The organism is Halomonas sp. G15 (assembly GCF_021282295.1).
GTDB classification, from domain to species: domain Bacteria; phylum Pseudomonadota; class Gammaproteobacteria; order Pseudomonadales; family Halomonadaceae; genus Halomonas; species Halomonas alimentaria.
In genome coordinates this window covers 38,688-60,761 of sequence record NZ_JAJSPA010000002.1, presented here as the reverse complement: position 1 = coordinate 60,761, position 22,074 = coordinate 38,688, and the positions used below count along the sequence as shown (strand labels likewise).

The window sequence follows — 22,074 nt, the reverse complement described above, 5'->3', positions numbered from 1 at the left end:
ACTATCCACCCTGTCGGTAACTGCGATACCCCTGATCAAAGGTATGGAGGCCACTTTGTGCGATATGGACGACACTTAGCCTGGATATTGCATCAGACATGAAAAAGGCGGCTGAAAATCGGTTATGATTCAAGGGCCTAATCCAGAATCAACCGCTACAGCCGCCATGACAAAATGTACCACGCCGTCCGCTTCCTTTCCACGCTGTAAAGGCCGTCAGGTCATCGCCCGTTTCGATGGCGGTGATGTCACTTCCGACGGCGGTATCCTGCTGCTGAGGCAGCTCGATCGCGAGATGGGCCTGACCCGCGCCGTCGCTCGCCGGCTCAGCGACGAGCGCGACGCTCAGCGCTGCCTGCATCGCACCGAAACCCTGGTCCGGCAGCGCGTGTTCGGCCTGGCGCTGGGCTATGAGGATCTCAATGACCACCAGGCCCTGCGTCACGATATCGCCCTGCAGACCGCCGTCGATACCGATGGCGTGCTGGCCAGTCAGTCCACCTTGTGCCGCTTCGAGCAGCAAGCCGACCGGGACTGGGCGATCACCATCCACGAAGAGATGATCGAGCAGTTCATCCGCTCGTTCCGGCGGCCACCCAAGAAACCGCTCTACCTCGACTTCGATGCCACCGACGATCGGGTGCATGGCCAGCAGCTCGGGCGGCACTTCAACGGCTACTACAACCACTACATCTTCCTGCCGCTGTTCGTATTCTGTGGCGACCAGCTGCTGGTCAGCTACCTGCGTCCGGCCTCGCTGGATGCCGCTCACCACGCCGGCGCCATCCTCGCCCTGTTGGTCCGGCGGCTGCGCCAGGCGTGGCCTGAGGTGAAGATCGTCTTCCGAGGCGACAGCGGATTCTGCCGTCCGCTGATCCTTAATTGGTGCGACCGCCACGGCGTCGATTACATCATCGGCCTCGCCGGCAACAAGCGCTTGGCCAAGCTGGCTCTGGACATCGACTACACGTCGGCTATCCGCTTCGAGAAGAGTTGGGAGAAGGAGCGTGTCTTCGGCTTCATCGAGTACGCTGCCAAGAGCTGGAAGGAGCGTCGACGCAAGGTCATCGTCAAGTCCGAGACCAGCCGGCGTGGCTTCAACACCCGCTATGTGGTCACCAGCCTGCGCGGCTGCAGCGCCGAGTGGCTCTATGACCACCGCTACTGTGCCCGAGGCGAGATGGAAAACCGTATCAAGGAGCAGCAGTTCCTGTTCTCCGACCGCACCAGCTGCCACGAATGGTGGCCCAACCAGTACCGACTGCTGCTGTCGGGGTTGGCCTACCTGCTGCTGGAGCGGCTACGCCGGATCTACCTCAAGCGCACCGCCTTCGCCCAGGCCCAGGTCAACACCCTCCGCCTGAAGCTGCTGAAGATCGGCGCTGTCATCACCCGCAACACGCGCACGATTCGGCTGATGTTGAGCAGCCAGTACCCGGAGCAGGACCTCTTCCTGAAGCTGGCCAGCAAGCTGGTGCCGGGATAGCGCCGCGGCGTGCTGTCCCCGGCACAGAAAACACATGGGGGTTGGGGGCAGTGCGTCCTGAGCGCAGAAAATTGATCAAGAAATAGCCAATCTCAAGCCCGTAGCGCCAATGTCTTCACCGAGCCTGAGATCTGGGAGCGTCTGGCCGGCCCGGTGCAACATCCGGGTTAGCGCTGCTTCTCAAGACAGCACGCTGCCCGGTAACCGGGAATAAAGCACACGACCAACACGGCGGGAAAGGCCAGGCCAGCCAATAGGTAGGCAAGCGCCTCGGGCACCCCGAGCCCCCAACCAAGGAAAAAGGCCAGCCCTTGAAAGGCCTCCCCGGGCCAGCGGTAAACGGGAAGGTGTGTCCCGTAGGTTAGCCACCAGACCAGTAGCGCGCCCCCCACCAGGGATGTCAGCACTCCAGGGACAATTCGCCGTTTCATCTTGCTCGCTTATCGTGAATTCGAAAATGGCCCCAGGGCCGCTCTCTGGTCAGGGCACTTCCACCCCGATAAAACCGCCGGACTGGCGCCGCCACAGGGCGGCATAGAGACCATCCCGCTCCAGCAGTTCGCGGTGGGTGCCGCTCTCCACGATGCGCCCCTCATCGATGACCACCAGGCGGTCGAGCATGGCGATGGTGGAGAGGCGATGGGCGATGGCGATCACCGTCTTGCCCTCCATCAGCGTATAGAGCTGCTCCTGAATTGCCGACTCCACCTCGGAGTCCAGCGCCGAGGTGGCCTCGTCGAGTACCAGGATCGGCGCGTTCTTGAGCAGCACCCGGGCGATGGCGATGCGCTGGCGCTGGCCGCCGGAGAGCTTCACGCCCCGCTCGCCCACATGGGCATCCAGGCCGCGGCGACCCTGCGGGTCCACCAGCTCATCGATAAAGGTATCGGCGTGAGCGCGGCGCACCGCCTCGTGAATCGCCTCCTCGCTCGCCTCGGGACTGCCATAGCGAATATTGTCACGCAGCGAGCGGTGAAGCAGCGAGGTGTCCTGGGTGACCATGCCGATATGGCGGCGCAGTGACTCCTGGGTCACCCCGGCGATATCCTGACCGTCGATCAGGATCCGCCCGCCCTCCAGGTCGTAGAAGCGCAGCAACAGATTGGCGAGCGTCGACTTGCCCGCCCCGGAGCGGCCGATCAGCCCCACCTTCTCGCCGGGGGCGATGGCCAGCTCGAGGCCATCGAAGACCCGCCTCCCCTCCCCGTCCGGACGCTCATAACCGAAGCGCAGCGCCTCGAAATGGATCTCGCCCCTGGGCACCGCCAGCGCCGTGGCGTCCTGCGCATCCCTGACCGCCGGCTCTCGAGCGATGGTGTTGAGGCCATCCTGCACGGTGCCGATGTTCTCGAACAGGCTCGCCACCTCCCAGAGAATCCAGTCGGACATGAAGCGGATACGCATCACCAGGGCAATGGCCACGGCGATGACACCCAGCGACACCGCCTCCAGATACCAGGCGCCGATGACCGCCGCCGCCACCCCGGTCAGCAGCAGGGAGTTGAGCAGGGTCAGGCTGACGGTCAGGCCGGTGGCCAGACGCATCTGGCGATGCACCGTGGTCATGAAGCCCTCCATGGCGTCCCGGGCATACGCCTCCTCGCGACGGGTATCGGCGAAGAGCTTGATGGTCTGGATATTGCTGTAGCTGTCGACGATGCGCCCGGTCATCACCGCCCGGGCGTCGGCCTGCGCCATGGAGACCGCCCGCAGGCGCGGCACAAAGACCCACATGATGGCGAGATAGCCGGCAAGCCACGCCACCAGCGGCAGCATCAGCCAGGGCTCGGCGCTACCCATCAGCAGCATGGCGCCAACGAAATAGACCAACACATAGACCATCAGGTCCATCAGTTTCATTACCGTCTCGCGAATTGCCAGCGCCGTCTGCATCACCTTCTGGGAGACCCGCCCGGCAAACTCGTCCTGGTAGAAGGCGAGGCTCTGACCCAGCATATGGCGATGCGCCAGCCAGCGCCCGATCATCGGGTAGTTGCCGAAGACGCTCTGCTGGGTCACCAGTGCCTGCAGCAGGGTGAGCAGCGGCAACACGACCACCACCAGCGCCGCCATGCCGGCCAGACGCCAGCCATGCTCGGCGAAGAAGCCCGCGCGCTCGGCACCGGCCAGCCAGTCCACCAGCTCCCCCATATAGTGGAAGAAGATGACCTCCGCCGCGGAGACCAGCGCCGTCAGCAGCGACATCACGATCAGCAGCGACAGCACTGGCCGGGAGAAGTGCAGAATAAAGGCGAACAGTCCCCTGGGGGGTGTGCCCCGACTACCCTCGGGATAGGGGTTCACTCGGGTTTCGAAATAGCGCAAGACGGCGCGAAGCATGACAACCATCCGATGGCATGAAATGGCCTGAGCCCCGCCGATGGGTGAGCCCAGGAGTTTGATGATACGACCAGACCCGCGTCATTCTGCCTGCGGGGCAATGCGATACCCCAGAGCATAGAGCGCGGGCACGAAGAACAGGGTGATCAGGGTGCCGACGGCCACGCCACCGATCAACACATAGGCCAGCGGCCCCCAGAAGCTGTCCAGGGTCAGCGGGATAAAGGCGAATATCGCCGCCAGCGCAGTCAATATCACCGGGCGGGCCCGCTGCACGGCCGCCTCCACCACGGCATCGCGCATCGTCATCTCGGATCTGACGTTATCCGCCACCTGCTGGGTCAGGATCAGGGTATTGCGCATCAGGATCCCCGCCAGGCCGATCAGCCCCAGGGTGGCCACGAAGCCGAACGGCTGGTTGAACAGCAGCAGTGCCGCCACCGCTCCGATCAGCCCCAGCGGGGCCGTCGCCATAACGATAAAGGTTCCGGCGAAGGAGCGCATCTGCAGCATGATAAAGACCAGCATCAGCACCACCATCAGCGGCTGCAGGGCCTGAATCGAGGCCTCCGCCTTGGCCGACTGCTCCACCGAGCCGCCGATCTGCAGTTGATAGCCGGCGGGCAGGTGTTCACGCAGCTCGCCCAGCGCCTGCCAGACCTCCCGGGTCACGTCGTTGGGCTGGGCACCCTCGATCTCGGCGTTGACGGCCAGGAACGGCTGGCGGTCGATGCGCCGGATCACCGGCTCCTCGAAGAGGGTCTCCAGCTCGCCCAGCTGAGCCAATGGTATGCGCCGCCCCTCGCGATTGAGGATCTCCAGGCTCGGCAGATCAACGCTGTCGGTCTGCGCCCCACGCCCCACGGCAGGCACCAGGCGAATACCGTCGCGCAGTTCGGTGATGGTCATGCCATCCAGCTGGAACTGCAGCTGACGCGCCACCTCGTCCGGGGTCAATCCGACCAGCTGCAGCCGGTGATGATCGATCGCCAGGTGCAGCCGCGGGACCCGCTCGTCCCACTCCAGATGGGGGTCGCGTGTCGCGGCATGCTCAGCCATTACCTCACGCACCTGATGGCCGATCTCGCGCAGGCGATCGGGGTCATCGCCCAGCACGCGAATGCTGACCGGCCAGTCGACCGGTGGCCCGTAGAGCAGCTTCTGCACACGGACGCGCGCCTCGGGGAAGTCACCGGCGGCGATATGCTCGTTGAGTCTCTCGATCAGCCGCTCCCGCGCCTCGACCCCCTCGGTCACCGCAATCAGCTTGGCAAACGCCGGGTTCGGCTGTTCGGGGTTGGCGGAGATAAAGAAGCGTGGAGCGCCGGCCCCGACATAGGCGGAGAGTGACGCCACCCCCTCGGCCTCGCCGATCAACGCCTCGATACGCCGCGTCGTCGCATCGGTGGCGCCGATGGCCGTGCCCTGGGGGTGGTAGACGCTGACCAGCACCTCGGGACGGTCGGAGCTGGGGAAGAACTGCTTCTCTACCGGCACGGCCAGGCCGGCGGCGGCCGCCACCAGCAGCGCCACCGTAAGCGCGACCACGCTCTTGCGAAAGCGCACGCAGGCACTGATGATCCCGCGCAGGCGACGATAGCCTCGCGACTGATAGGCCTCGTGCTGGCCATGGCCCGCCGTCTGCTCGGGCAGCAGCTTGACGCCCAGGTAGGGGGTGAAGACCACCGCCACGATCCACGACAGCAGCAGCGAGACACACAGCACCCAGAAGATATTGCCGGTGTACTCGCCCACGGCTGACTGGGCAAAGCCGATCGGAACGAAGCCCGCCACCGTGACCAGGGTGCCGAACAGCATCGGCGCCGCGGTAACGTTCCAGGCGTGGGTGGCCGCATCGAGCCGATTCCAGCCCGCCTCCATCTTCACGATCATCATCTCCAGGGCAATGATGGCATCGTCGACCAGCAGCCCGAGGGCGATAATCAGGGCGCCGAGGGTGACGCGGTCCAGATTGATCCCCATCGCCAGCATCGTCACGAAGGTCAGCGCCAGCGTGATCGGAATGGCGATCCCCACCACGATGCCGGCGCGCAGTCCGACCGCCAGCATGGTGACCAGCATCACCACCAGCACGGCGACCAGGAACTTTACCTGGAAGAGATTCACGGCTCCGGCGATGGCATCGGCCTGGTTGGTCATCACCTCGAGGGACATGCCCAGCGGCAGGCGCCTGCGCTCCTGCTGCCAGAAGGCGTCCAGGCGATCGCCAAACGCCAGGCCATTGACGCCCTGCTCCATCACTACCCCCAGCAGCAGTCCCTCTTCACCGAAGGCACGCACCAGGTAGCTGGGTGGGTCCTCGTAGCCCCGCGAGATCTCGGCGATATCGCCCAGGCGAATCAGCCGCTCACCGATACGGATCGGCACATCGGCCAGCGCCTCGGGCTCCGACAGATCATTGGTCAGGCGCAGATAGAGGCGCGGCCCCCGGGTGTCGATGCGCCCGGCAGGCACCAGCCGGTTATGCGCCTGAATGGCGGAGAAGACGGCCTCGGGGGAGATCCCCAGGCTCTGCAGCCGGGCCAGGTCGAAGTCGACATGCATGCGCTCCTGGCGCTCGCCCAGCACCTCGGCCTTGTTGACCCCCTCGACGCGCTGCAACCGGTCCCGAATCTCCTCGGCCTCGCGCAGCAGCTCACGCATCGGCATGCCGGGCGCGGTCAAGGCCGCCAAGGAGAAGTAGACGTCGCCGAAGTCCTCATTGATCATCGGCCCCAATACGCCCTCGGGCAGAGTGGGGGCGGCGTCCTGCATGCGACGACGCACCTGATAGAAGCGCTCGGTTATCGCCTCGCCGGGCACGGTATCCTCGAACTCCACCTTGAGATCGGCGCGCCCGGGGCGGATGGTTGTCTCGATGCGGTAGAGATCGTCGACCTCCTGGATGCGCTTCTCCAGCGGGTCCACCACGCTCTCCTGGATCTCTTCCGGCGAGGCACCGGGCCAGGCCGCGGAGACCATCATCACTCGTACGGTGAAGTCTGGGTCCTCCGCTCGCCCCAGGGAGGCGAAGGCATAGGCCCCCGCCAGCAGCGCCAGTATCAGGAAGAACAGCGTGACGGCCCGCTCACGAACCGCCAGCGCCGAGAGGTTGGGAAAGCTCACGGCGCCTCCTTCGCGTCCAGCGGCCGCACCGCCATGCCTGCCGTGAGCAGATGGGTCCCCAGGCTGATCACCGCCTGCCCGGCCTCGAGCCCGTCACCGCTGACCCAGGCGTGCTCGCGGGTCACCTGTTCCAGCGTCACCGGCAGCGGCTGCGCCTCCCCCTCCACGACCTGCCATAGCCTGGGGCCCTCGCCGCGCTCATCCAGCGCCGCCACCGGCACCTGAAAGCGCGCCTGCGCTGTGGCATCCGGCAGGGTAAAACGTGTCTGGACCACATCCCCCAGGCTGCGCTCCTCGAGCGGCGCCTCCAATCGATAGCGAGCGCGCCAGGTACGGCTGGCCGGATCGGCCGCCCCCGCCACCTCGCGGCGGGTCAGGGGGATGCGCCGCTCCCCCACCAGCAGCTCGCCCGTCTGGGGCGGCCGCGACCGAGCGGGGAAGTTGACCTCGACCTCGCGCGGCCCCTCCTGGGCCAGCCTGGCGACCGCCTGGCCGACGCCGACCACCTGCCCCGGTTCGCCGCTGACATCGATCAGCACACCATCGGCCTCGGCGCGCAGGCTCGCATGTTCCAGGGCGTTTCGCGCCTGGGTCACCCGGGCGCTGGCCGCCTCGCGGCGCGTCCTGTTCTCGCGCACCCCCAGCTCGGCACGCTCGAAGGCCTGGCGGCTGAGATATCCCTTCTCCAGTAGCTTCCGGTCGCGGGAGAGATCCGCCTCGGCCACATCCAGCGCCGCCTCGGCAGCGGCAAGCTCCGCCCGAGCGGCGGCAAGTGACTCTTCCAGATCACTGGGGTCGAGGGTAAACAGCACCTCGCCCTGGTTAACGCGCTGCCCGGCATCGACGTGACGCGTGGCGATCTGGCCGCTGACCCGAAAGGCCAGGGGCGTTTCATAGCGGGCGCGCAGCACGCCGGTGAGCGACAGCGTATGCGCCGAGCTCGCCGACAGCGGGGCCGTCTTGACCCAGCGCGGCGCGTCCGTCGCCGATGGCTCGGGCGCCTGATCCTGGCACCCGGTCAGCAATGGCAAGATCAACAGCAACAGGGCCGCCAGCGGCAGGAACGGCTTCAACAGGGGGCGAAAGGGAGACTGCATCGCGCATCCTTGGGCGTGGCGGTGACAGTCGAGTCGCGCGAACGGACAAGAGACGTCTCGAACCATGGCGGCCTGAATCACGCCACGGGTAATGCCACCAAGGGTTTAAAACATCTATTTGAAACGATCATACCAGATGCGTTCAGGGAGCCAACCGCCTGTCGGCGCGTGGCCGAGAACGACATCGCCCCCACGCCGGGTAACCGATATGGGAGCGATATCATTTACCAACGAAGCTGTCGTCCCCAAGCTATCGTTCGGGACAGTCCCAAACGGGACTGTCCCGGTGTCTCAGTGTCTCGGTATCTGCAGTCCACTGCCGCCCATGCTAACGTAGCAGGATCATTTTATGGGACTTTGCTAACGCAACGGAGGCGCATGTGCTGACATGGCTACAGCGTCGGCTCGGGCTCCAGACCATACCCGGAGTCTTCTTCACCTCGGCCGGCATCGCGGCGCTGTTCGTCGGGATAGCCATTCCCTTTGACGAAGCCGTTGCCAGCAGTTTTGGCCTGCTGACCGGCTGGGTCGCCGCCAACCTGGGCTGGTTCTATATTCTCGTGGTCAGTGCACTGCTGATCTTCCTGCTCGGCCTGGCCGTCAGCCGCTATGGCAATATCCGGCTGGGCGCCGACGACAGTCGTCCCGACTACTCCAACCTGACCTGGTTCACCATGCTGTTCGCCGCCGGCATCGGGACCATCCTGATGTTCTGGGGCGTGGCGGAGCCGGTTTCCCACTTCGCCCGTCCACCCTTCGATGGCGTCACGCCACGCTCGGAGCAGGCGGCCAGCGATGCCATGACCCTCGCGCTGTACCACTTCGGCCTGCACACCTGGACCATCTTTGCCCTGCCGGGCCTGGCGATCGGTTACTTTGCCTATCGCCATGACCTCCCCATGCGCATCAGCAGCCTGTTCTACCCCATCCTGGGAGAGCGGGCCTTCGGGCCCTGGGGTTGGACCATCGATGTGATCGCGGTGCTGGGTACCCTGTTCGGGGTGGCCACGTCGCTGGGGCTCGGCACGCTGCAGCTGAACAGCGGCCTGAACTATCTGGTCGGTGCGCCCTCAAGCCCTCTGGTCCAGGTCGGTCTGATCACCGTCATCACCGGCATTGCCGCGACCTCCGTCGCACTCGGGCTGGACAAGGGTGTTCGCCGCCTCTCCCAGGTCAATATCCTGCTGGCCGTGGTACTGCTGGCCTTTGTGCTTCTCGCTGGCCCCAGCGTATTCATCGCCGAGGGCATGGTGCAGAGCGTGGGCGACTACCTCAGCGCCCTGCCCTGGCTGGCCTTCTGGACCGAGACCTACAAGGAGACCGACTGGCAGCGGCAGTGGACCCTCTTCTACTGGGCCTGGACCATCTCCTGGGCGCCCTACGTCGGCATCTTCATTGCCCGCATCTCACGGGGACGCACCATTCGCGAGTTCGTGGCCGGCGTGCTGTTTGCCCCCACAGCCTTCACCCTGGTCTGGTTCGGCATCTTCGGGCTCTCGGCCATCCAGGCAGAAATGAGCGGTCAGCTGACGCTCGCCGGGCAGGTGCAGCAGGATCCCTCGGTGGCCATCTTCGCCTTCCTCGAGGGGCTGCCGCTGACCAGCGTGGTATCGGCCTTGAGCGTGGCCATCATCGTGATTTTCTTTACCACCTCGTCGGATTCCGCCTCGCTGGTGATCGACATGCTGACCCGTCGCGATGACCAGCCTTCGCTGGTTCGCCAGCGGATCTTCTGGGCCGTCGCCCAGGGGATGATTGCCGCGACGCTGCTGCTGGCCGGCGGCCTGGACGCCCTGCAGAACGTGATCACCGCGCTGGGCCTGCCCTTCTGCATTCTGCTGGTGTTCATGGCGATAGCGCTTTTCAGGGCACTGCGAGCGGACTATCGCGGCTTCGGCGTCGATGCGCTGGTCCAGGGGAGAGTATTTCCCGAGGTCGAGGCCACTTCCGCGGTGAAACAGGAGACCACCGATGTACCAGAAACTATTGCTCGCCATTGATCCGGAGGACGATGGCGAAGGCAAGTGCGCGATCGAGGCTGCCGTGGAGCTGCTGGCAGAGGATGGCGAGCTGCATCTGGCCAGCGCCTATCATCCCGGCGGCGGCGGTTTCTTTCCCCATGTGACGGGCGAGGCGCCGGAGCAGAAGGAAGCCGAGGTGCGCAAGACGCTGGACCTGCTGGTGCGCAAGTATCTACCGTTGGATCGCGACGCCAGCCTGCACGTGGTGGCCGGCAACGCCGGCGAAAAGCTGGTAGGCCTGGCGGGTCAGCTCGGCACCGATCTGCTGATTCTCGTCTCCCGCGGCGGCAGCGGCCGCTGGCCACTGCGCCGCGCCACCGTGGAGTACGTGGCGGTGAACGCACCGTGCCGGGTCCTGGTACTGCCGGCGCTGGAGAAGGCCGATGCCCAGGCCGACACGGGGGAGCCACCGCCCCAGGAGCCACCGAGCCGGGAACCCTAGCCGAACCGACCGCACGCGCTGTTGTGCGGCGGCGCATCTTCGACGAAGGCCCCGCGACGCTCAGGCGTCCGCGGGGGCGTAGACGTCCTGCATACGCATGCCGGCCCGGACGGCACGGGCAGCGTGCAGCTTCTTGTAGCTCTCGATCAGGCGTTGATGCTTCTCCAGCCCCTCCAGCGCCATGCTGGTCGGGGTGAGGCCATGGAAACGCACGCTGCCGTTCACCGAGCCGATCACCGCCTCGATGGTCTCCTCGCCGAACATCCGCCCCAGGTTGTAGCGGAAGTCCTCCACCTCGAGCTCATCATCCAGCACGACCTCCAGCACCGCCTGCACCGCCTGGTAGAAGAGATTGCGCTCCACGCTGTTGTCGTTGTACTGCAGGAACATCTCGACCCGCTCCAGCGCCTCCTCGTGCTGCCCCAACGCCAGATGGATCAGCAGCTTGAGCTCGAGAATGGTGAGCTGGCCCCAGATGGTGTTCTCGTCGAACTCGATGCCGATCAGCGAAATGATCGTCATGTGTTCGTCAAGCTGGCTCTCCTCCAGGCGCTCGAGCAGATCGGCAAGCTCGCCGTCGCCCAGGCGATGCAGGTTGAGGATCTGCTCACGGTAGTCGAGGGCCATATTGGTGTTGTCCCACACCAGGTCCTCCACCGGATAGACCTCGGAGAAACCGGGCACCAGGATGCGGCACACCGGTGCGCCGAGCTCTTCGCGCACCGCGACATAGGACTCCAGCCCCATCTCCTCGAGGATGCCGAACAGGGCCGCGCTCTCCTCCTCGTTGCTGTAGCTACCACCGCTGGTGAAATCCCAGTCGCAGAACGCGATCTCCGAGCGGGAACTGAAGAAGCGCCAGGAGATCACCCCGGAGGAGTCGATAAAGTGCTCCACGTAGTTATTGGGCTCGGTGACCGCCATGGAGTTGAAGGTGGGCGCCGGGAAGTCGTTGAAGCCCTCCAGGCTGCGCCCCTGGAGCAGCTCGGTGAAGGTGCGCTCCAGGGCCACGTGGAAGCTCGGATGGGCGCCGAAGGAGGCGAACACGCCGCCGGTCTTCGGGTTCATCAGGGTGACGCACATCACCGGGAACTGGCCGCCCAGCGAGGCATCCTTGACCAGCACCGGGTAGCCCTGGGCCTCCAGCGCCTCGATGCCCTCGACAATCTCGGGGTAGCGCTGAAGCACCTCGGCCGGCACGTCGGGCAGAGCCAGCTCCTGCTCGATGATCTGCTTCTTCACCGCCCGCTCGAAGATCTCCGAGAGACACTGCACCTGGGCCTCGGCCAGGGTGTTCCCCGCGCTCATGCCGTTGCTCAGGTAGAGGTTCTCGATCAGGTTCGAGGGGAAATAGACCGTCTCGCCGTCGGAGTGGCGCATGAAGGGCAGCGAGACGATGCCGCGGTCGGCCCGGCCGGAGTTGGTGTCGATCAGGTGGGAGGCGCAGAGCTCCCCCTCCGGGTCGTAGATCTCGCGGGTGGTATCGTCGAGGATCCCCTCGGGCAGGGCATCATCGGGCCCCGGCAGGAACCACTTCTCGTTGGGGTAATGGACGAACTCGGCGTTGGCGATCTGCTCGCCGAAGAACTGGTCGTTGTAGAAGAAGTTGAAGTTGGTGCGCTCGATGAACTCGCCCAGCGCCGAACAGAGCGCACTCTCCTTGGTGGCGCCCTTGCCGTTGGTGAAACACATCGGTGAGGCGGCATCGCGGATATGCAGCGACCAGACGTGGGGCACGATATTGCGCCAGGAGGCGATCTCGATCTTCATGCCGAGCTCGGCCAGGATCCCGGTCATGTTGGCGATGGTCTGTTCCAGCGGCAGGTCCTTGCCCTCGATCCAGGTGCCCTCGCCGCGCTCGGCGCCCTTGGGCACACCCGTCAGCATGGCCTGGGCGTCCTCGTCGATATTCTCGACCACCTCGACGTCGAACTCGGGGCCTTCCTGCACCACCCGCTTCACCGTGCAGCGGTCGATGGAGCGCAGGATGCCCTGGCGGTCCTTGTCGGAGATATCCTCCGGCAGCTCCACCTGGATCTTGAAGATCTGCTTGTAACGGTTCTCCGGGTCGACGATGTTGTTCTGCGACAGCCGGATGTTCTCGGTGGGGATATCCCGGGCGTTGCAGTAGACCTTGACGAAGTAGGCCGCGCACATCGCCGAGGAGGCCAGGAAGTAGTCGAAGGGCCCCGGCGCCGAGCCGTCACCCTTGTAGCGGATGGGCTGGTCGGAGATGACCGTGAAGTCGTCGAACTTGGCCTCCAGGCGGAGGTTGTCGAGATAGTTGACCTTGATTTCCATGGGGCACCGGGGGAGTTGGCGTGGGCCGCGGGGGCAGAAAACCCGCCATTATCCAGTTTTTCCCGCCGGGCGTCATGGTGAAGTGGCGGATTGGTACCGCGCAGCCCCCGAGGAGACATCGCGGGCCCAGGCAGGCATGCTGGAATCCTGGCACAGCAGACCCCGGAGGCCCCAATGACAGCACGCCTGATCGACTTCCAGGACGCCTGCGAGGCAACCCGCTGGCGCGCCATCAACGATGCCGTGATGGGTGGCGTCTCCCGCGGCGGCCTGCACGCAGAAAACGGCATCGGGGTGTTCGGCGGCGAGACGTCGCTCGAGAACAACGGCGGCTTCGCCTCGGTGCGCCGCGACCCCGAGGCCATGAACCTGGGCCAGGCCGCGGGCATCGTGCTGCGCGTGCGCGGCGACGGCAGGGCCTACCAGCTGCGCCTCTACACCAACCAGCTGCCGCAGGGCGCGGCCTACCGCGCCAGCTTCCGGCCCGAGGGGGACGAGTGGCAGCGCGTAGAGCTGCCCTGGCACGCCTTCGAGGCGATGTTCCGGGGGCGACGACTCCCGGAGGTGCCGGCGCTGGATCCTTCGCGGATCACCCAGGTGGGGCTGATGATCGTCGACCGTCAGGCGGGGCCGTTTCGGCTCGAAGTGGCGTGGCTCGATGCCTGCTGAATGAGCCGCCCTATCCCAGCGAGTGACCCTGGGCCTCGACACGGCGCCTGAGCCAGGCGCCGGCCAGCAGCAACAGGGTCAGCGCGACCAGCGGGAAAATCACGTTGGGGCTCACGGCCTCCTCGCTCTCCATGGCCTCCAGGGCACCGAAGATGGCGCTGGCGTAGACCGCCCACTTGGCGGCCAGGCCGATGATGGCCGCCATCACGAAGGTGGAAAGCGGCAGGCGCAGCAGGCCGGCAGCGAAGTTGACCACAGAGTGGGGGAAGCCCGGCAGCACGCGCAGGGCACACTGGGTCAGAAAATCACCGCGTCTCTCCAGCTTGTCCATGACCTTGCGAGTGAGCCCCCTGGGCGTCCAACGGTAGCTGAAGCGGGAAGAGAGATAGTAGGCACCCAGGGCGCCCGCCACGCTGCCGACCGTCAACATCAGGGTGGCAACCAGCGGCGTGTAGAAGGGTGCGATCAGCCACAGCCCGATGCTCCCGGGCAGGCCGATCGCCAGGGTCACCGCCATGATCACGATCACCGAGATGATCACCACGGGGTGGTGAGAGGCCTCGTCGGCCCAGCGCTGCACATCGGCCAGCTCCGGCGAGTGCCAGATCCACAGGTAACCGGCCATCAGCAGGGCGGCACCGATGGCGACCCAGCGCCAGAGGCGTCCGGCGGAACTCTCGTTGAACATCGGTGTGTCTCGGTCATCCATTCCCGGCATGGTGTCATGGCCGCCGGGGCGGGTCACCCCTTTAGACCTAAGTCTAATGTTGTTAGAATGCGATCGCTCTAGCCAGCGCCATGGCTCATCGGCGCCCACAGTCACGCAACTAGAGCATCCCCATGCCTCCGAAAATCCCTTCTGAGTCTTCCAAAGGCTCGGCGCTGTCGCGTCTCGGCGACCCCATCGTGCTGCTGCTCACGGTTGGCTTCATCGTCGCCTTCGTCGGCCTGTCGCTCTTCGACATCGACCTGGTGGCCGACAGCATCAGCGCCGGCTTTGCCTGGACGGCGGCCACCCTGGGCACCTACTTCCAGCTCCTGCTGCTGCTGACCTTCCTGATCGCCATCGGCGTGGCCATCTCCCCTGCAGCCGGTGCCCGGGTCGGCAACCTGGAGAGCCCGCAGATCGGCACCTTCAAGTGGCTGTCGATGATCATGTGCACCCTGCTGGCCGGGGGCGGCGTCTTCTTCGCCGCGGGCGAGCCGGTCTACCACTTCGTGGTGACCCCGCCGGCCTTCGACACCGAGGCGGGCACCGCCGAGGCGGTGGCCGGCGCCCTCGCCCAGTCGTTCATGCACTGGGGCTTCCTGGCCTGGGCGGTGCTGGGCTCGCTTTCCGCCATCGTGCTGGCCCACGCCCACTACGTGAAGGGCCAGCCGCTGCAGCCGCGCACCCTGCTCTACCCGGTGCTGGGCGAGCGCGTCATGAAGGGGGCGCTGGGCAGCGTGGTGGATGCCTGCTGCGTGATCGCCGTAGTCGCGGGCACCGTCGGCCCCATCGGCTTCCTCGCCACCCAGGTGAGCTTCGGCCTGCACGAGCTGTTCGGCGTCAGCGAGGGCTACGCCACCCAGCTCGGCATCCTGGTGCTGCTGGCGGGGGTCTACGTCACCTCGGCGATGACCGGCATCCACAAGGGCATCCAGATCCTGTCGCGCTTCAACGTCTTCCTGGCGCTGGCCATCGCCGCGGTGATCCTGGTGGCCGGTCCCACCCTGTTCCTGGTCAACGCCTTCAGCCAGGGCTTCGGCGAGTACCTGTCATCGTTCTTCACCATGGCCACCATGAGCGCCGAGACCGCCCCGGCCTGGTGGATGCAGTGGTGGACGGTATTCTTCTTCGCCTGGTTCATCGGCTATGCGCCGCTGATGGCGATCTTCGTGGCACGCATCTCGCGGGGCCGCACCATCCGCGAGATGATCCTCGCCGTGGCGGTGATGGCCCCGGTGGCTACCGCGATCTGGTTCACCCTACTGGGCGGCTCGGGCATCCACTACCAGCTGACCGGGGCGATCGACCTGAGTGAGGCGCTGAACAACTTCCAGTTCGACGTGGCGACCCTCACCGTAGCCCAGGCGCTGCCGGGCGGGTCCCTGATGGCCCTGGCCATCCTGCTGCTGACCAGCATCTTCGTGGCCACCACCGGCGACTCCATGAGCTACGCCATCGCCGTGGTGTGCGCCGGCCACGACGCGCCGAGCCCGCTGGTACGCGCCTTCTGGGGCATCGCCATGGCGCTGATGGCGGGCATCCTGCTCTACATGGGCGCGGGGCAGATCGGTGCGCTGCAGCAGTTCATCGTGATCACCGCGATTCCCGTCTCGCTGGTGCTGCTGCCCTCGCTGTGGGCCGGCCCTCGGGCTGCCTATGCCATGGCGCGGGAACAGGGCATCATCGCTCCCACGGCGACGGCCGCCACCCACGCCGACTGACCTGCCCCCGGCGGTCAGTGCACACACTGAAGGCGGCACCCGGTCGGGTGCCGCCTTTCTCTTGCCTGCTCGTTATGGTGTCTCGAGCCCCAGCCGCCGGTGCCACTCGGCGAGGCTCTCCTCGGGGTATTCGGCGAAGCGCTTGTCGTTCTCCCGCGCCTCGACCTCGACCCAGCCGGCCTTGCTGTCCAGCAGCAGGTGAACCCGCTCTGGCGGGATCGGCAGGTCGCTGTCGATGGCGGAGGCGAAGGGGTGCACCAGTTCCGGCCAGCGTGGGTCATGGACCCACAGGGCGCTGGCGCAGTGTCGGCAGAAATGGCGCTCGCCGGGGCTCTGCTCGCCATCGATGACGGCGCGGTAGATGCCCTTGCTCTCCTCCCCCTGGACCTCGAGGGTCTCGGCGCGCCCACCAAGGTTGATGGCGTAGCCGCCGCCTCCCGCGGTCTTGCGGCAGATGGAGCAGTAGCAGCGCTGGTAGGGATAGGGATGGGGCGAGTCCACCGAGAAGCGTACGGCACCGCAGTGGCAGGAGCCTTCGAGTCGCATGGTCGATCCTCCGGGATTCAGGGTATGGCCTTGTGAAGTCTAGTTTTCCTGCGAAAGGCGTATGATCCAAGGGTTGGAATCGATGTTTCTTCCCTTAGTGCTGCGGCGCGCCACCGCCAAGGAGTCGTCATGAAGGTCATACCCAGCCTGATCCTCGCCATCGCTGCCGTCGTTGCGGCATCGCTGATCGCCGATGGCTTGACCGACCTGCGTACCGGCGACCGCTACGTCACGGTCAAGGGGTTGGCCGAGCGCGAGGTGGAGGCCGATATCGCACTGTGGCCGCTGCACTTCGTGGCATCCGGCACGACCCTGCAGCAGGCCCGTGACGAGGCCAGCGTCAGCCGCGAGGCGATCCTCGACTTCCTCGAACGCCACGGCATTGCCGCCGACCAGGTGGAGCTGCAGCGACTCAATGTCAACGACACCTCGGCCAATCCCTACCGCAGCAGCGACATGGAGCAGACCTTCATCATCAACCAGACGCTGACGGTGCGCAGCACCGATATCGAGGGCATCCGCGACACCGCCCAGGCGGTGGGCGAGCTGCTCGATGCCGGTGTGGTGCTCTCCTCCGACTACGGCCCCAGCGGTCCGCTCTACCTGTTCAGCCGCCTCAACGAGATCAAGCCGGAGATGATCGCCGAGGCCACGGCGGCGGCCCGGGAGGCCGCCGAGCAGTTCGCGAGGGACGCCAGCGCCGACGTCGGCGACCTGCGCCGAGCCAACCAGGGGGTGTTCGAGATCCGCGCCCGCGACCAGGCGGCGGGCATCCCCGAGGAGCAGCAGCCGGTGAAGACGGTGCGCGTGGTCTCGACGGTGGAGTACTACCTGCGCTGAGGCGTCAGGCCGACTCGCCCAGCTCCCGCCGCATGATCGTCACCGCTTCACCACGGTAAACGCACTCCTCGAACGCCTGCCAGCCCAGGCGACAATAGAGCGCCTGGCGGTCCGGGGTGAAGAGGTGCAGGGTGGCGATGCCATGCTCCCTGGCCTCCTGCTCCACACGGCGGACCAGTCGCGAGGCGATGCCCTGCCCGCGCCACTCCGGGCGCACATAGACCGAGGCCAGCCAGGGATTGAGCTCCGCGCGGTCCTGCATGTCGTCATCGATCAGGCTGGCCATACCCACCGGGGCATCACCGGCCATGGCGACGAACACCGAGGGCAGCCCGCCCTCACCGCACTGGGCCCGGAAGCTGACAAGCGCCTGGTCCAGACGCTTGTCAGGGTCGAGATGACCCCATTGGGCCAGCTCCCAGCGCGCCAGGGTCATCAGGTGGGGCGAGTCCGGCTCCAGGCGCGCGATCCGGATGCGACTCTCGATGGCGTCCTCCCCGGGCGCCCCCACTGCGACATCCGCCGCCGGCGCCTTCACAGCCCCGGCTCCATCACGCCGGCGTAACGAACGCCGCTGAGCAGGGCCATCTCACGCTTCCAGGTCGCCAGGTCGTTGGGGTTGAGGCCCGCCAGGCTGTCGTGGCCACAGGCCCTCGCCATCACCTGCATCAGCCCCGCGGAGGCGCGCAGGAAGCGCTCGAGCTGGGCGGCGGATTTCTCGACGTCGAGGCGCTGGCGCAGGTCGCCACGCTGGGTGGCGATCCCCGCCGGACAGTTGTTGGTGTGGCAGATACGCGCCGCCACGCAGCCGATGGACTGCATGGCACTGTTGGCGATGGCCACCCCGTCGGCCCCCAGCGCCAGGGCCTTGACGAAGTCGATGGGCAGGCGCAGGCCGCCGGTGACGATCAGGGTCACCCGCCCGCTCGCCCCCTCGTCGTCAAGGTAGTGACGGGCACGGGCCAGGGCCGGGATGGTGGGCACGCTGATATGGTCGCGGAACATCAGCGGCGCCGCCCCGGTGCCACCGCCACGGCCATCGAGGATCAGGTAATCGGCGCCGGCATCCAGGGCGAACTGGATATCGCGCTCGATATGGTTGGCGCTGAGCTTGAAGCCGATGGGGATGCCACCGGTCACCTCGCGGACGCGGTCGGCACAGCGGCGAAAGTCATCCACCGAGTGCAGGTCCTCGAAGGTGGCCGGCGACTCCGCGGGCTCACCCTCGGCCAGGCCTCGCACCTCGGCGATCCTGGCGCTCACCTTGCTGCCCGGCAGGTGGCCGCCGGCGCCGGTCTTCGCCGCCTGGCCGCCCTTGAAGTGGAACGCCTGCACCTTCTCGAGCAGGCTCTCCTCGAAGCCGAACTGGGCGCTGGCCAGCTCGTAGAAATAGCGGGAGTTCTCGGCCTGCTCTTCGGGCAGCATGCCGCCCTCACCGGAGCAGATGCCGGTACCGGCACGCTCGGCACCCCGGGCCAGAGCGATCTTGGCCTCCTCGGAGAGCGCTCCGAAGCTCATGTCAGAGACCAGCAGCGGCATCTCGAGGGTCAGCGGCTTTTTCGCCTCGGGGCCCACCACCAGCCGGGTAGCCACCTCGGCCTCATCCAGCAGCGGCTGTGTCGCCAGCTGGGCCACCATCAGCTGCAGGTCGTCCCAGCTCGGCAAGCTGTCGCGCGGCACACCCATGGCGTCGATGGGGCCGTGGCGCCCCACGCCCTCCAGCCCCTCCCGGGCCAGGCGATGGATGAACTCCACCGTGGGCTCCTCCGCGGTGGCCTTCGCTTCGGGCATCCGATCGCCACCCTCCTCCTCGGCCTGCGGCGCCTCCTGGCCCACCTGGTCGGCATCGAAGTTCTTGTGGGTACCATCGCAGTAGGGGGCGTCACCGGTCTGCTTGCACTGGCACAGGAACGCCTCACCGTCCTTCTCGGCGGTAAACATCAGCGGAGTGAAGCCGGTGCCCTGGTGGGAGCCATCACAGAAGGGCTGGTCGCTGGAGCGGCCACAGCGACAGAAGGCGTACTCCTTGCCCTTCTCCAGCATGACCTTCTGCGGCTTGTTGTCGGCGATGATCGGCTGATTCATGCATCCCTCCTTGTCGGCGAGCCACCGCCTGGTGGCGAAGGTGTCCTGCTCCAGTCTGGTGGAGGGGCGCCGACGCTGCCAGCGGCGCAGGCCGGGCAGCGTCAACGCAGCGAGGGTGCCTTACAGCGTTGAGCCGCGCCATTCCCGCCTCGGTAACGCTTCGCTAGTATGAAGGCTTACTGAACCACGAGCCCTCATCCATGCAAGCCACCCTCGAGCAGCGCGCGCTGAAGCTCTCCATCGTGATGACCCTGGTGGTCTCCAGCCTGGGGGTGACCATCGGCCTGCTGGCCGGCTCCCAGTCGATCCTCTTCGATGGCGTCTTCTCGACCATCGATGCCGCGATGTCGGGGCTGGCGCTGCTGGTGGCACGGCTCGCCGTGCGCGAGGCCAGCGAACGCTTCCAGCATGGCTACTGGCACCTGGAGCCGCTGGTCGCGGCCCTGAATGGCAGCATCCTGATACTGCTCTGCTTCTATGCCTTCCTCACCGCCCTGCTCGACCTGCGCGAGGGCGGCCGTGAGCTCGCCTTCGACCTGGCCATCGCCTACGCCGTGGTGGTGGCCATCGTCTGCGTCGCCATGACCGCCTACCAGCGGCGGATCAATCGCACCGCGAACTCCGAGTTCGTGCGTATCGACATGCAGGGCTGGCTGATGGCGGCGCTGATCACCATCTCGCTGCTGGCGGCCTTCATCGTCGCCCGATTCCTGCAGGGCACCGCCTGGGCGCACCTCACCCCCTACGTGGACTCGGTGCTGCTGATGCTGCTGACGGCCGGCTTCATGCCGGTGCCCATCGGCATCGTGCGTCGGGCGGTGAAGGAGATCTTCCTGATCGCGCCGAGCGCGCTGGACGAGGAGGTCCACACCGCCATGGCCCCGGTGATGGCCCGCGAGGGGCTGCTGCACTACTACAGCCATGTCGCCAAGGCGGGACGCGGCCACTTCATCGAGATCCATATCGTCACCGCCCCGGACTTCGCCAGCGGACAGGGGGTGGCGGTGATGGACGAGATCCGCGAGCAGATCGCCGAACGCCTCAGCCCGCCCCCCGAACGCCGCTGGTTCACCGTGGCCTTTACCGCCGACGAACGCTGGGCCTGACCGCCGAGAGCCTCACGAAGGCCCACTGCCGGTGGTGATGTCGTGGCGGTCGAGCGCGACCACCTCCCGCGGCCACCACTCCGGGTGCTCGTCACGGACGAAGGCCAGCAGCTTCTCGCGAAGATGGTTCTCGGCGACCCAGCCACCAATGGGCTCGCGAGTCATCAGGTAGCAGGTGACCTCGAGGGTCGCCTCGTGCTGGGCCGTCACGTGACACTCCAGCTTCTCCGGCTCGATCACATCCTCCTCCTCCCTGGCCAGCTCGATGAAGCGCTGACGCAGGCACTCGACATCGGCGCTGAGGTGCAGGGTCAGCGACACCCGGCGATAAAGCCGCGCGTCCTTGGCCGAGAGGTTCTGGAAGGGCCGCGAGACGAAGTACTTGATCGGCACGATCAGCCGCCGCTCGTCCCAGCTGCGCAGCCGGATGAAGGTGTAGAAGATCCCCTCCACATAGCACCACTGCCCCTCGAAGACGACCAGGTCGCCCATGCGGATCGGCTTGGCCAGCGACACCTGGAAGGAGGAGAGGATATTGCCCAGCACCGCCTGGCCGGCGATGCCCACCAGCACCGTCAATACACTGGCCGAGGCCAGCAACGACAGCCCCAGGGTGCCGAACAGGTTGATCTGCGCAAGGATGTAGACCGTCACCGCGGCGACGGTGACCAGGATGATGCCGCGACGCAGCGCATAGAGCGAGGTGAGCAGGCGCCGCTCATCGCGGTGGCGGGTGTCGTCGATCTCACCGACCAGGCGATGGGTCATCTGCAGCAGGAAGGTGTCGACGAGGCGCAGCGCGGCCAGCCCCATGCCCCAGGCCATGATCACGATCAGCAGGACCCGGAAGGTGGCGGTGGCGACACCCGAGAAGGAGACCACACCATCCAGCAGCAGCTGGGCCAGCAGCGACATGGCGATAAAGGCGAGCGGCATCGGTACCTGGGCAACGAAGCGCTTCGCCAGGCCACCCCCCGGCAGCCTGGCGGCGAGGGCCGCGGTGACCCGATGTACCGCCCAGCCCAGCAGGCCCACCAGCAGCAGGAAGAGCGGGATGGCCAGCCACTCCCACAGCTGCAGCATGCCCAGCTTGCGCTGGAAGCGCTCGGGAATGCGCTGCTCGAGCCAGGAGGGGCCGTAGGTCGCGTAGAGCACGGGGACGAAGGCCAGGGTGTCGGGGGTGATCAGCCATACCGGGTCGTCTTCGCCGACCCGGTAGCGGGCGATACGGATGTCGTGGGTCTCGCCCTCGGCGTCCAGCGAGGTGAGGCGCAGGTTGCGCCGCGGCTGCCCCGCCAGGGGGTGCTGGCCGGAAGGATCCTCGACCATGGCATCGCGTCGGCCGGGAAGGTCCGAGGGCTCGAGCCAGTCACCCCGCTGCAGCACCGAGGCGAGTTGGCGCGCCAGATCCCCGCCCCGCGACGCCTGCTCCTCGGGCGGCATTCGGAGAGGTTGAGCAGATGGGCCGCCGCCGCGAACTCGCCCTCCCGGGTCAGGCCGAGGAAGCTGCGAAGCGCCTCGCGCGGGGTCTGGCGCCGCGCGGCTTCGGGTGGCTCGCCGAGCCCGCTGTTGAGTGCATCGAGAG

16 protein-coding genes are annotated in these 22,074 nt (G+C 66.4%); 7 read left to right on the top strand and 9 right to left on the bottom strand.

The genetic code is table 11. The annotated features are described in order from the left end of the window. Window positions 1–166 precede the first annotated feature (166 nt). Complete coding sequence (locus LWH48_RS01780) at window positions 167–1,486, top strand: IS1380 family transposase (RefSeq protein WP_232911064.1); 1,320 nt, start codon at window positions 167–169, stop codon at window positions 1,484–1,486. Between the two features lie 480 nt (window positions 1,487–1,966). Here LWH48_RS01780 and LWH48_RS01775 read toward each other — a convergent pair whose 3' ends face one another. The 3 genes from LWH48_RS01775 to LWH48_RS01765 form a co-directional block, all read right to left on the bottom strand. After that, a complete protein-coding gene (locus LWH48_RS01775) occupies window positions 1,967–3,826 on the bottom strand; it encodes an ABC transporter ATP-binding protein (protein WP_205743555.1) in 1,860 nt (619 codons plus the stop codon). Window positions 3,827–3,907: 81 nt separating this feature from the next. After that, window positions 3,908–6,952, bottom strand: a complete 3,045-nt coding sequence (locus LWH48_RS01770) for an efflux RND transporter permease subunit (protein WP_232911063.1) — start codon at window positions 6,950–6,952, stop codon at window positions 3,908–3,910. Then, complete coding sequence (locus tag LWH48_RS01765; protein ID WP_232911062.1) at window positions 6,949–8,049, bottom strand: efflux RND transporter periplasmic adaptor subunit; 1,101 nt, start codon at window positions 8,047–8,049, stop codon at window positions 6,949–6,951. The genes LWH48_RS01770 and LWH48_RS01765 overlap by 4 nt, the downstream gene beginning before the upstream one ends. Window positions 8,050–8,429: 380 nt before the next feature. Between LWH48_RS01765 and LWH48_RS01760 the strand changes: the two genes are divergently transcribed. Together LWH48_RS01760 and LWH48_RS01755 are read left to right on the top strand one after the other, a co-directional pair. Continuing rightward, entirely contained in the window at window positions 8,430–10,049 is a 1,620-nt protein-coding gene (locus LWH48_RS01760) for a BCCT family transporter (RefSeq protein ID WP_232911061.1), read from the top strand. Continuing rightward, the gene (locus LWH48_RS01755; protein WP_161432848.1) at window positions 10,021–10,512 is read left to right on the top strand and encodes a universal stress protein; all 492 of its coding nucleotides are present in this window, start codon (window positions 10,021–10,023) and stop codon (window positions 10,510–10,512) included. The genes LWH48_RS01760 and LWH48_RS01755 overlap by 29 nt, the downstream gene beginning before the upstream one ends. A gap of 60 nt (window positions 10,513–10,572) precedes the next feature. Here LWH48_RS01755 and LWH48_RS01750 read toward each other — a convergent pair whose 3' ends face one another. After that, window positions 10,573–12,813, bottom strand: a complete 2,241-nt coding sequence (locus tag LWH48_RS01750) for an OsmC domain/YcaO domain-containing protein (protein WP_232911060.1) — start codon at window positions 12,811–12,813, stop codon at window positions 10,573–10,575. 174 nt (window positions 12,814–12,987) lie between these two features. Between LWH48_RS01750 and LWH48_RS01745 the strand changes: the two genes are divergently transcribed. Next, window positions 12,988–13,482 (top strand): CIA30 family protein, encoded by a 495-nt coding sequence (locus tag LWH48_RS01745; RefSeq protein WP_232911059.1) that lies wholly within the window; start codon window positions 12,988–12,990, stop codon window positions 13,480–13,482. A 10-nt stretch (window positions 13,483–13,492) separates the two neighbouring features. On the opposite strand, the gene LWH48_RS01740 is transcribed toward LWH48_RS01745, so the two are convergent. After that, window positions 13,493–14,170 (bottom strand): TVP38/TMEM64 family protein, encoded by a 678-nt coding sequence (locus tag LWH48_RS01740; protein ID WP_232911058.1) that lies wholly within the window; start codon window positions 14,168–14,170, stop codon window positions 13,493–13,495. Window positions 14,171–14,322: 152 nt separating this feature from the next. On the opposite strand from LWH48_RS01740, the gene LWH48_RS01735 reads away from it, so the two are divergent. Beyond that, the gene (locus tag LWH48_RS01735; RefSeq protein ID WP_232911057.1) at window positions 14,323–15,912 is read left to right on the top strand and encodes a BCCT family transporter; all 1,590 of its coding nucleotides are present in this window, start codon (window positions 14,323–14,325) and stop codon (window positions 15,910–15,912) included. Window positions 15,913–15,984: 72 nt separating this feature from the next. Here the strand turns inward: LWH48_RS01735 and LWH48_RS01730 are convergent, their stop codons facing one another. Further along, window positions 15,985–16,458 carry a GFA family protein gene (locus tag LWH48_RS01730; RefSeq protein ID WP_232911056.1) on the bottom strand — a complete coding sequence of 158 codons (474 nt, stop codon included), beginning with the start codon at window positions 16,456–16,458 and terminating at the stop codon, window positions 15,985–15,987. A gap of 129 nt (window positions 16,459–16,587) precedes the next feature. Between LWH48_RS01730 and LWH48_RS01725 the strand changes: the two genes are divergently transcribed. Beyond that, window positions 16,588–17,298, top strand: a complete 711-nt coding sequence (locus LWH48_RS01725; protein WP_161432843.1) for an SIMPL domain-containing protein — start codon at window positions 16,588–16,590, stop codon at window positions 17,296–17,298. A gap of 4 nt (window positions 17,299–17,302) precedes the next feature. Here LWH48_RS01725 and LWH48_RS01720 read toward each other — a convergent pair whose 3' ends face one another. Further along, window positions 17,303–17,836: a GNAT family N-acetyltransferase gene (locus tag LWH48_RS01720; RefSeq protein ID WP_332875600.1), complete on the bottom strand. Its 534-nt coding sequence runs from the start codon at window positions 17,834–17,836 to the stop codon at window positions 17,303–17,305. After that, window positions 17,833–19,383, bottom strand: coding sequence for a glutamate synthase-related protein (locus LWH48_RS01715; protein WP_232911055.1), 1,551 nt, complete (start codon window positions 19,381–19,383; stop codon window positions 17,833–17,835). Before LWH48_RS01715 ends, LWH48_RS01720 begins: the two co-directional genes overlap by 4 nt. Before the next feature lie 200 nt (window positions 19,384–19,583). Between LWH48_RS01715 and LWH48_RS01710 the strand changes: the two genes are divergently transcribed. After that, window positions 19,584–20,489, top strand: a complete 906-nt coding sequence (locus LWH48_RS01710) for a cation diffusion facilitator family transporter (protein WP_232911054.1) — start codon at window positions 19,584–19,586, stop codon at window positions 20,487–20,489. 12 nt (window positions 20,490–20,501) lie between these two features. Here the strand turns inward: LWH48_RS01710 and LWH48_RS01705 are convergent, their stop codons facing one another. Then, window positions 20,502–21,932, bottom strand: a complete 1,431-nt coding sequence (locus tag LWH48_RS01705) for a mechanosensitive ion channel family protein (protein ID WP_332875599.1) — start codon at window positions 21,930–21,932, stop codon at window positions 20,502–20,504. Window positions 21,933–22,074: the final 142 nt, after the last annotated feature.

What these genes read in the sequence shown, in the direction of transcription:
- LWH48_RS01780 (WP_232911064.1), top strand. Translation starts at nt 167, where the DNA reads ATGACAAAATGTACCACGCCGTCCGCTTCCTTTCCACGCTGTAAAGGC.
- LWH48_RS01775 (WP_205743555.1), bottom strand. Translation starts at nt 3,826, where the DNA reads ATGCTTCGCGCCGTCTTGCGCTATTTCGAAACCCGAGTGAACCCCTAT.
- LWH48_RS01765 (WP_232911062.1), bottom strand. Translation starts at nt 8,049, where the DNA reads ATGCAGTCTCCCTTTCGCCCCCTGTTGAAGCCGTTCCTGCCGCTGGCG.
- LWH48_RS01755 (WP_161432848.1), top strand. Translation starts at nt 10,021, where the DNA reads ATGTACCAGAAACTATTGCTCGCCATTGATCCGGAGGACGATGGCGAA.
- LWH48_RS01750 (WP_232911060.1), bottom strand. Translation starts at nt 12,813, where the DNA reads ATGGAAATCAAGGTCAACTATCTCGACAACCTCCGCCTGGAGGCCAAG.
- LWH48_RS01745 (WP_232911059.1), top strand. Translation starts at nt 12,988, where the DNA reads ATGACAGCACGCCTGATCGACTTCCAGGACGCCTGCGAGGCAACCCGC.
- LWH48_RS01740 (WP_232911058.1), bottom strand. Translation starts at nt 14,170, where the DNA reads ATGTTCAACGAGAGTTCCGCCGGACGCCTCTGGCGCTGGGTCGCCATC.
- LWH48_RS01735 (WP_232911057.1), top strand. Translation starts at nt 14,323, where the DNA reads ATGCCTCCGAAAATCCCTTCTGAGTCTTCCAAAGGCTCGGCGCTGTCG.
- LWH48_RS01730 (WP_232911056.1), bottom strand. Translation starts at nt 16,458, where the DNA reads ATGCGACTCGAAGGCTCCTGCCACTGCGGTGCCGTACGCTTCTCGGTG.
- LWH48_RS01725 (WP_161432843.1), top strand. Translation starts at nt 16,588, where the DNA reads ATGAAGGTCATACCCAGCCTGATCCTCGCCATCGCTGCCGTCGTTGCG.
- LWH48_RS01715 (WP_232911055.1), bottom strand. Translation starts at nt 19,383, where the DNA reads ATGAATCAGCCGATCATCGCCGACAACAAGCCGCAGAAGGTCATGCTG.
- LWH48_RS01710 (WP_232911054.1), top strand. Translation starts at nt 19,584, where the DNA reads ATGCAAGCCACCCTCGAGCAGCGCGCGCTGAAGCTCTCCATCGTGATG.
- LWH48_RS01705 (WP_332875599.1), bottom strand. Translation starts at nt 21,932, where the DNA reads ATGCCGCCCGAGGAGCAGGCGTCGCGGGGCGGGGATCTGGCGCGCCAA.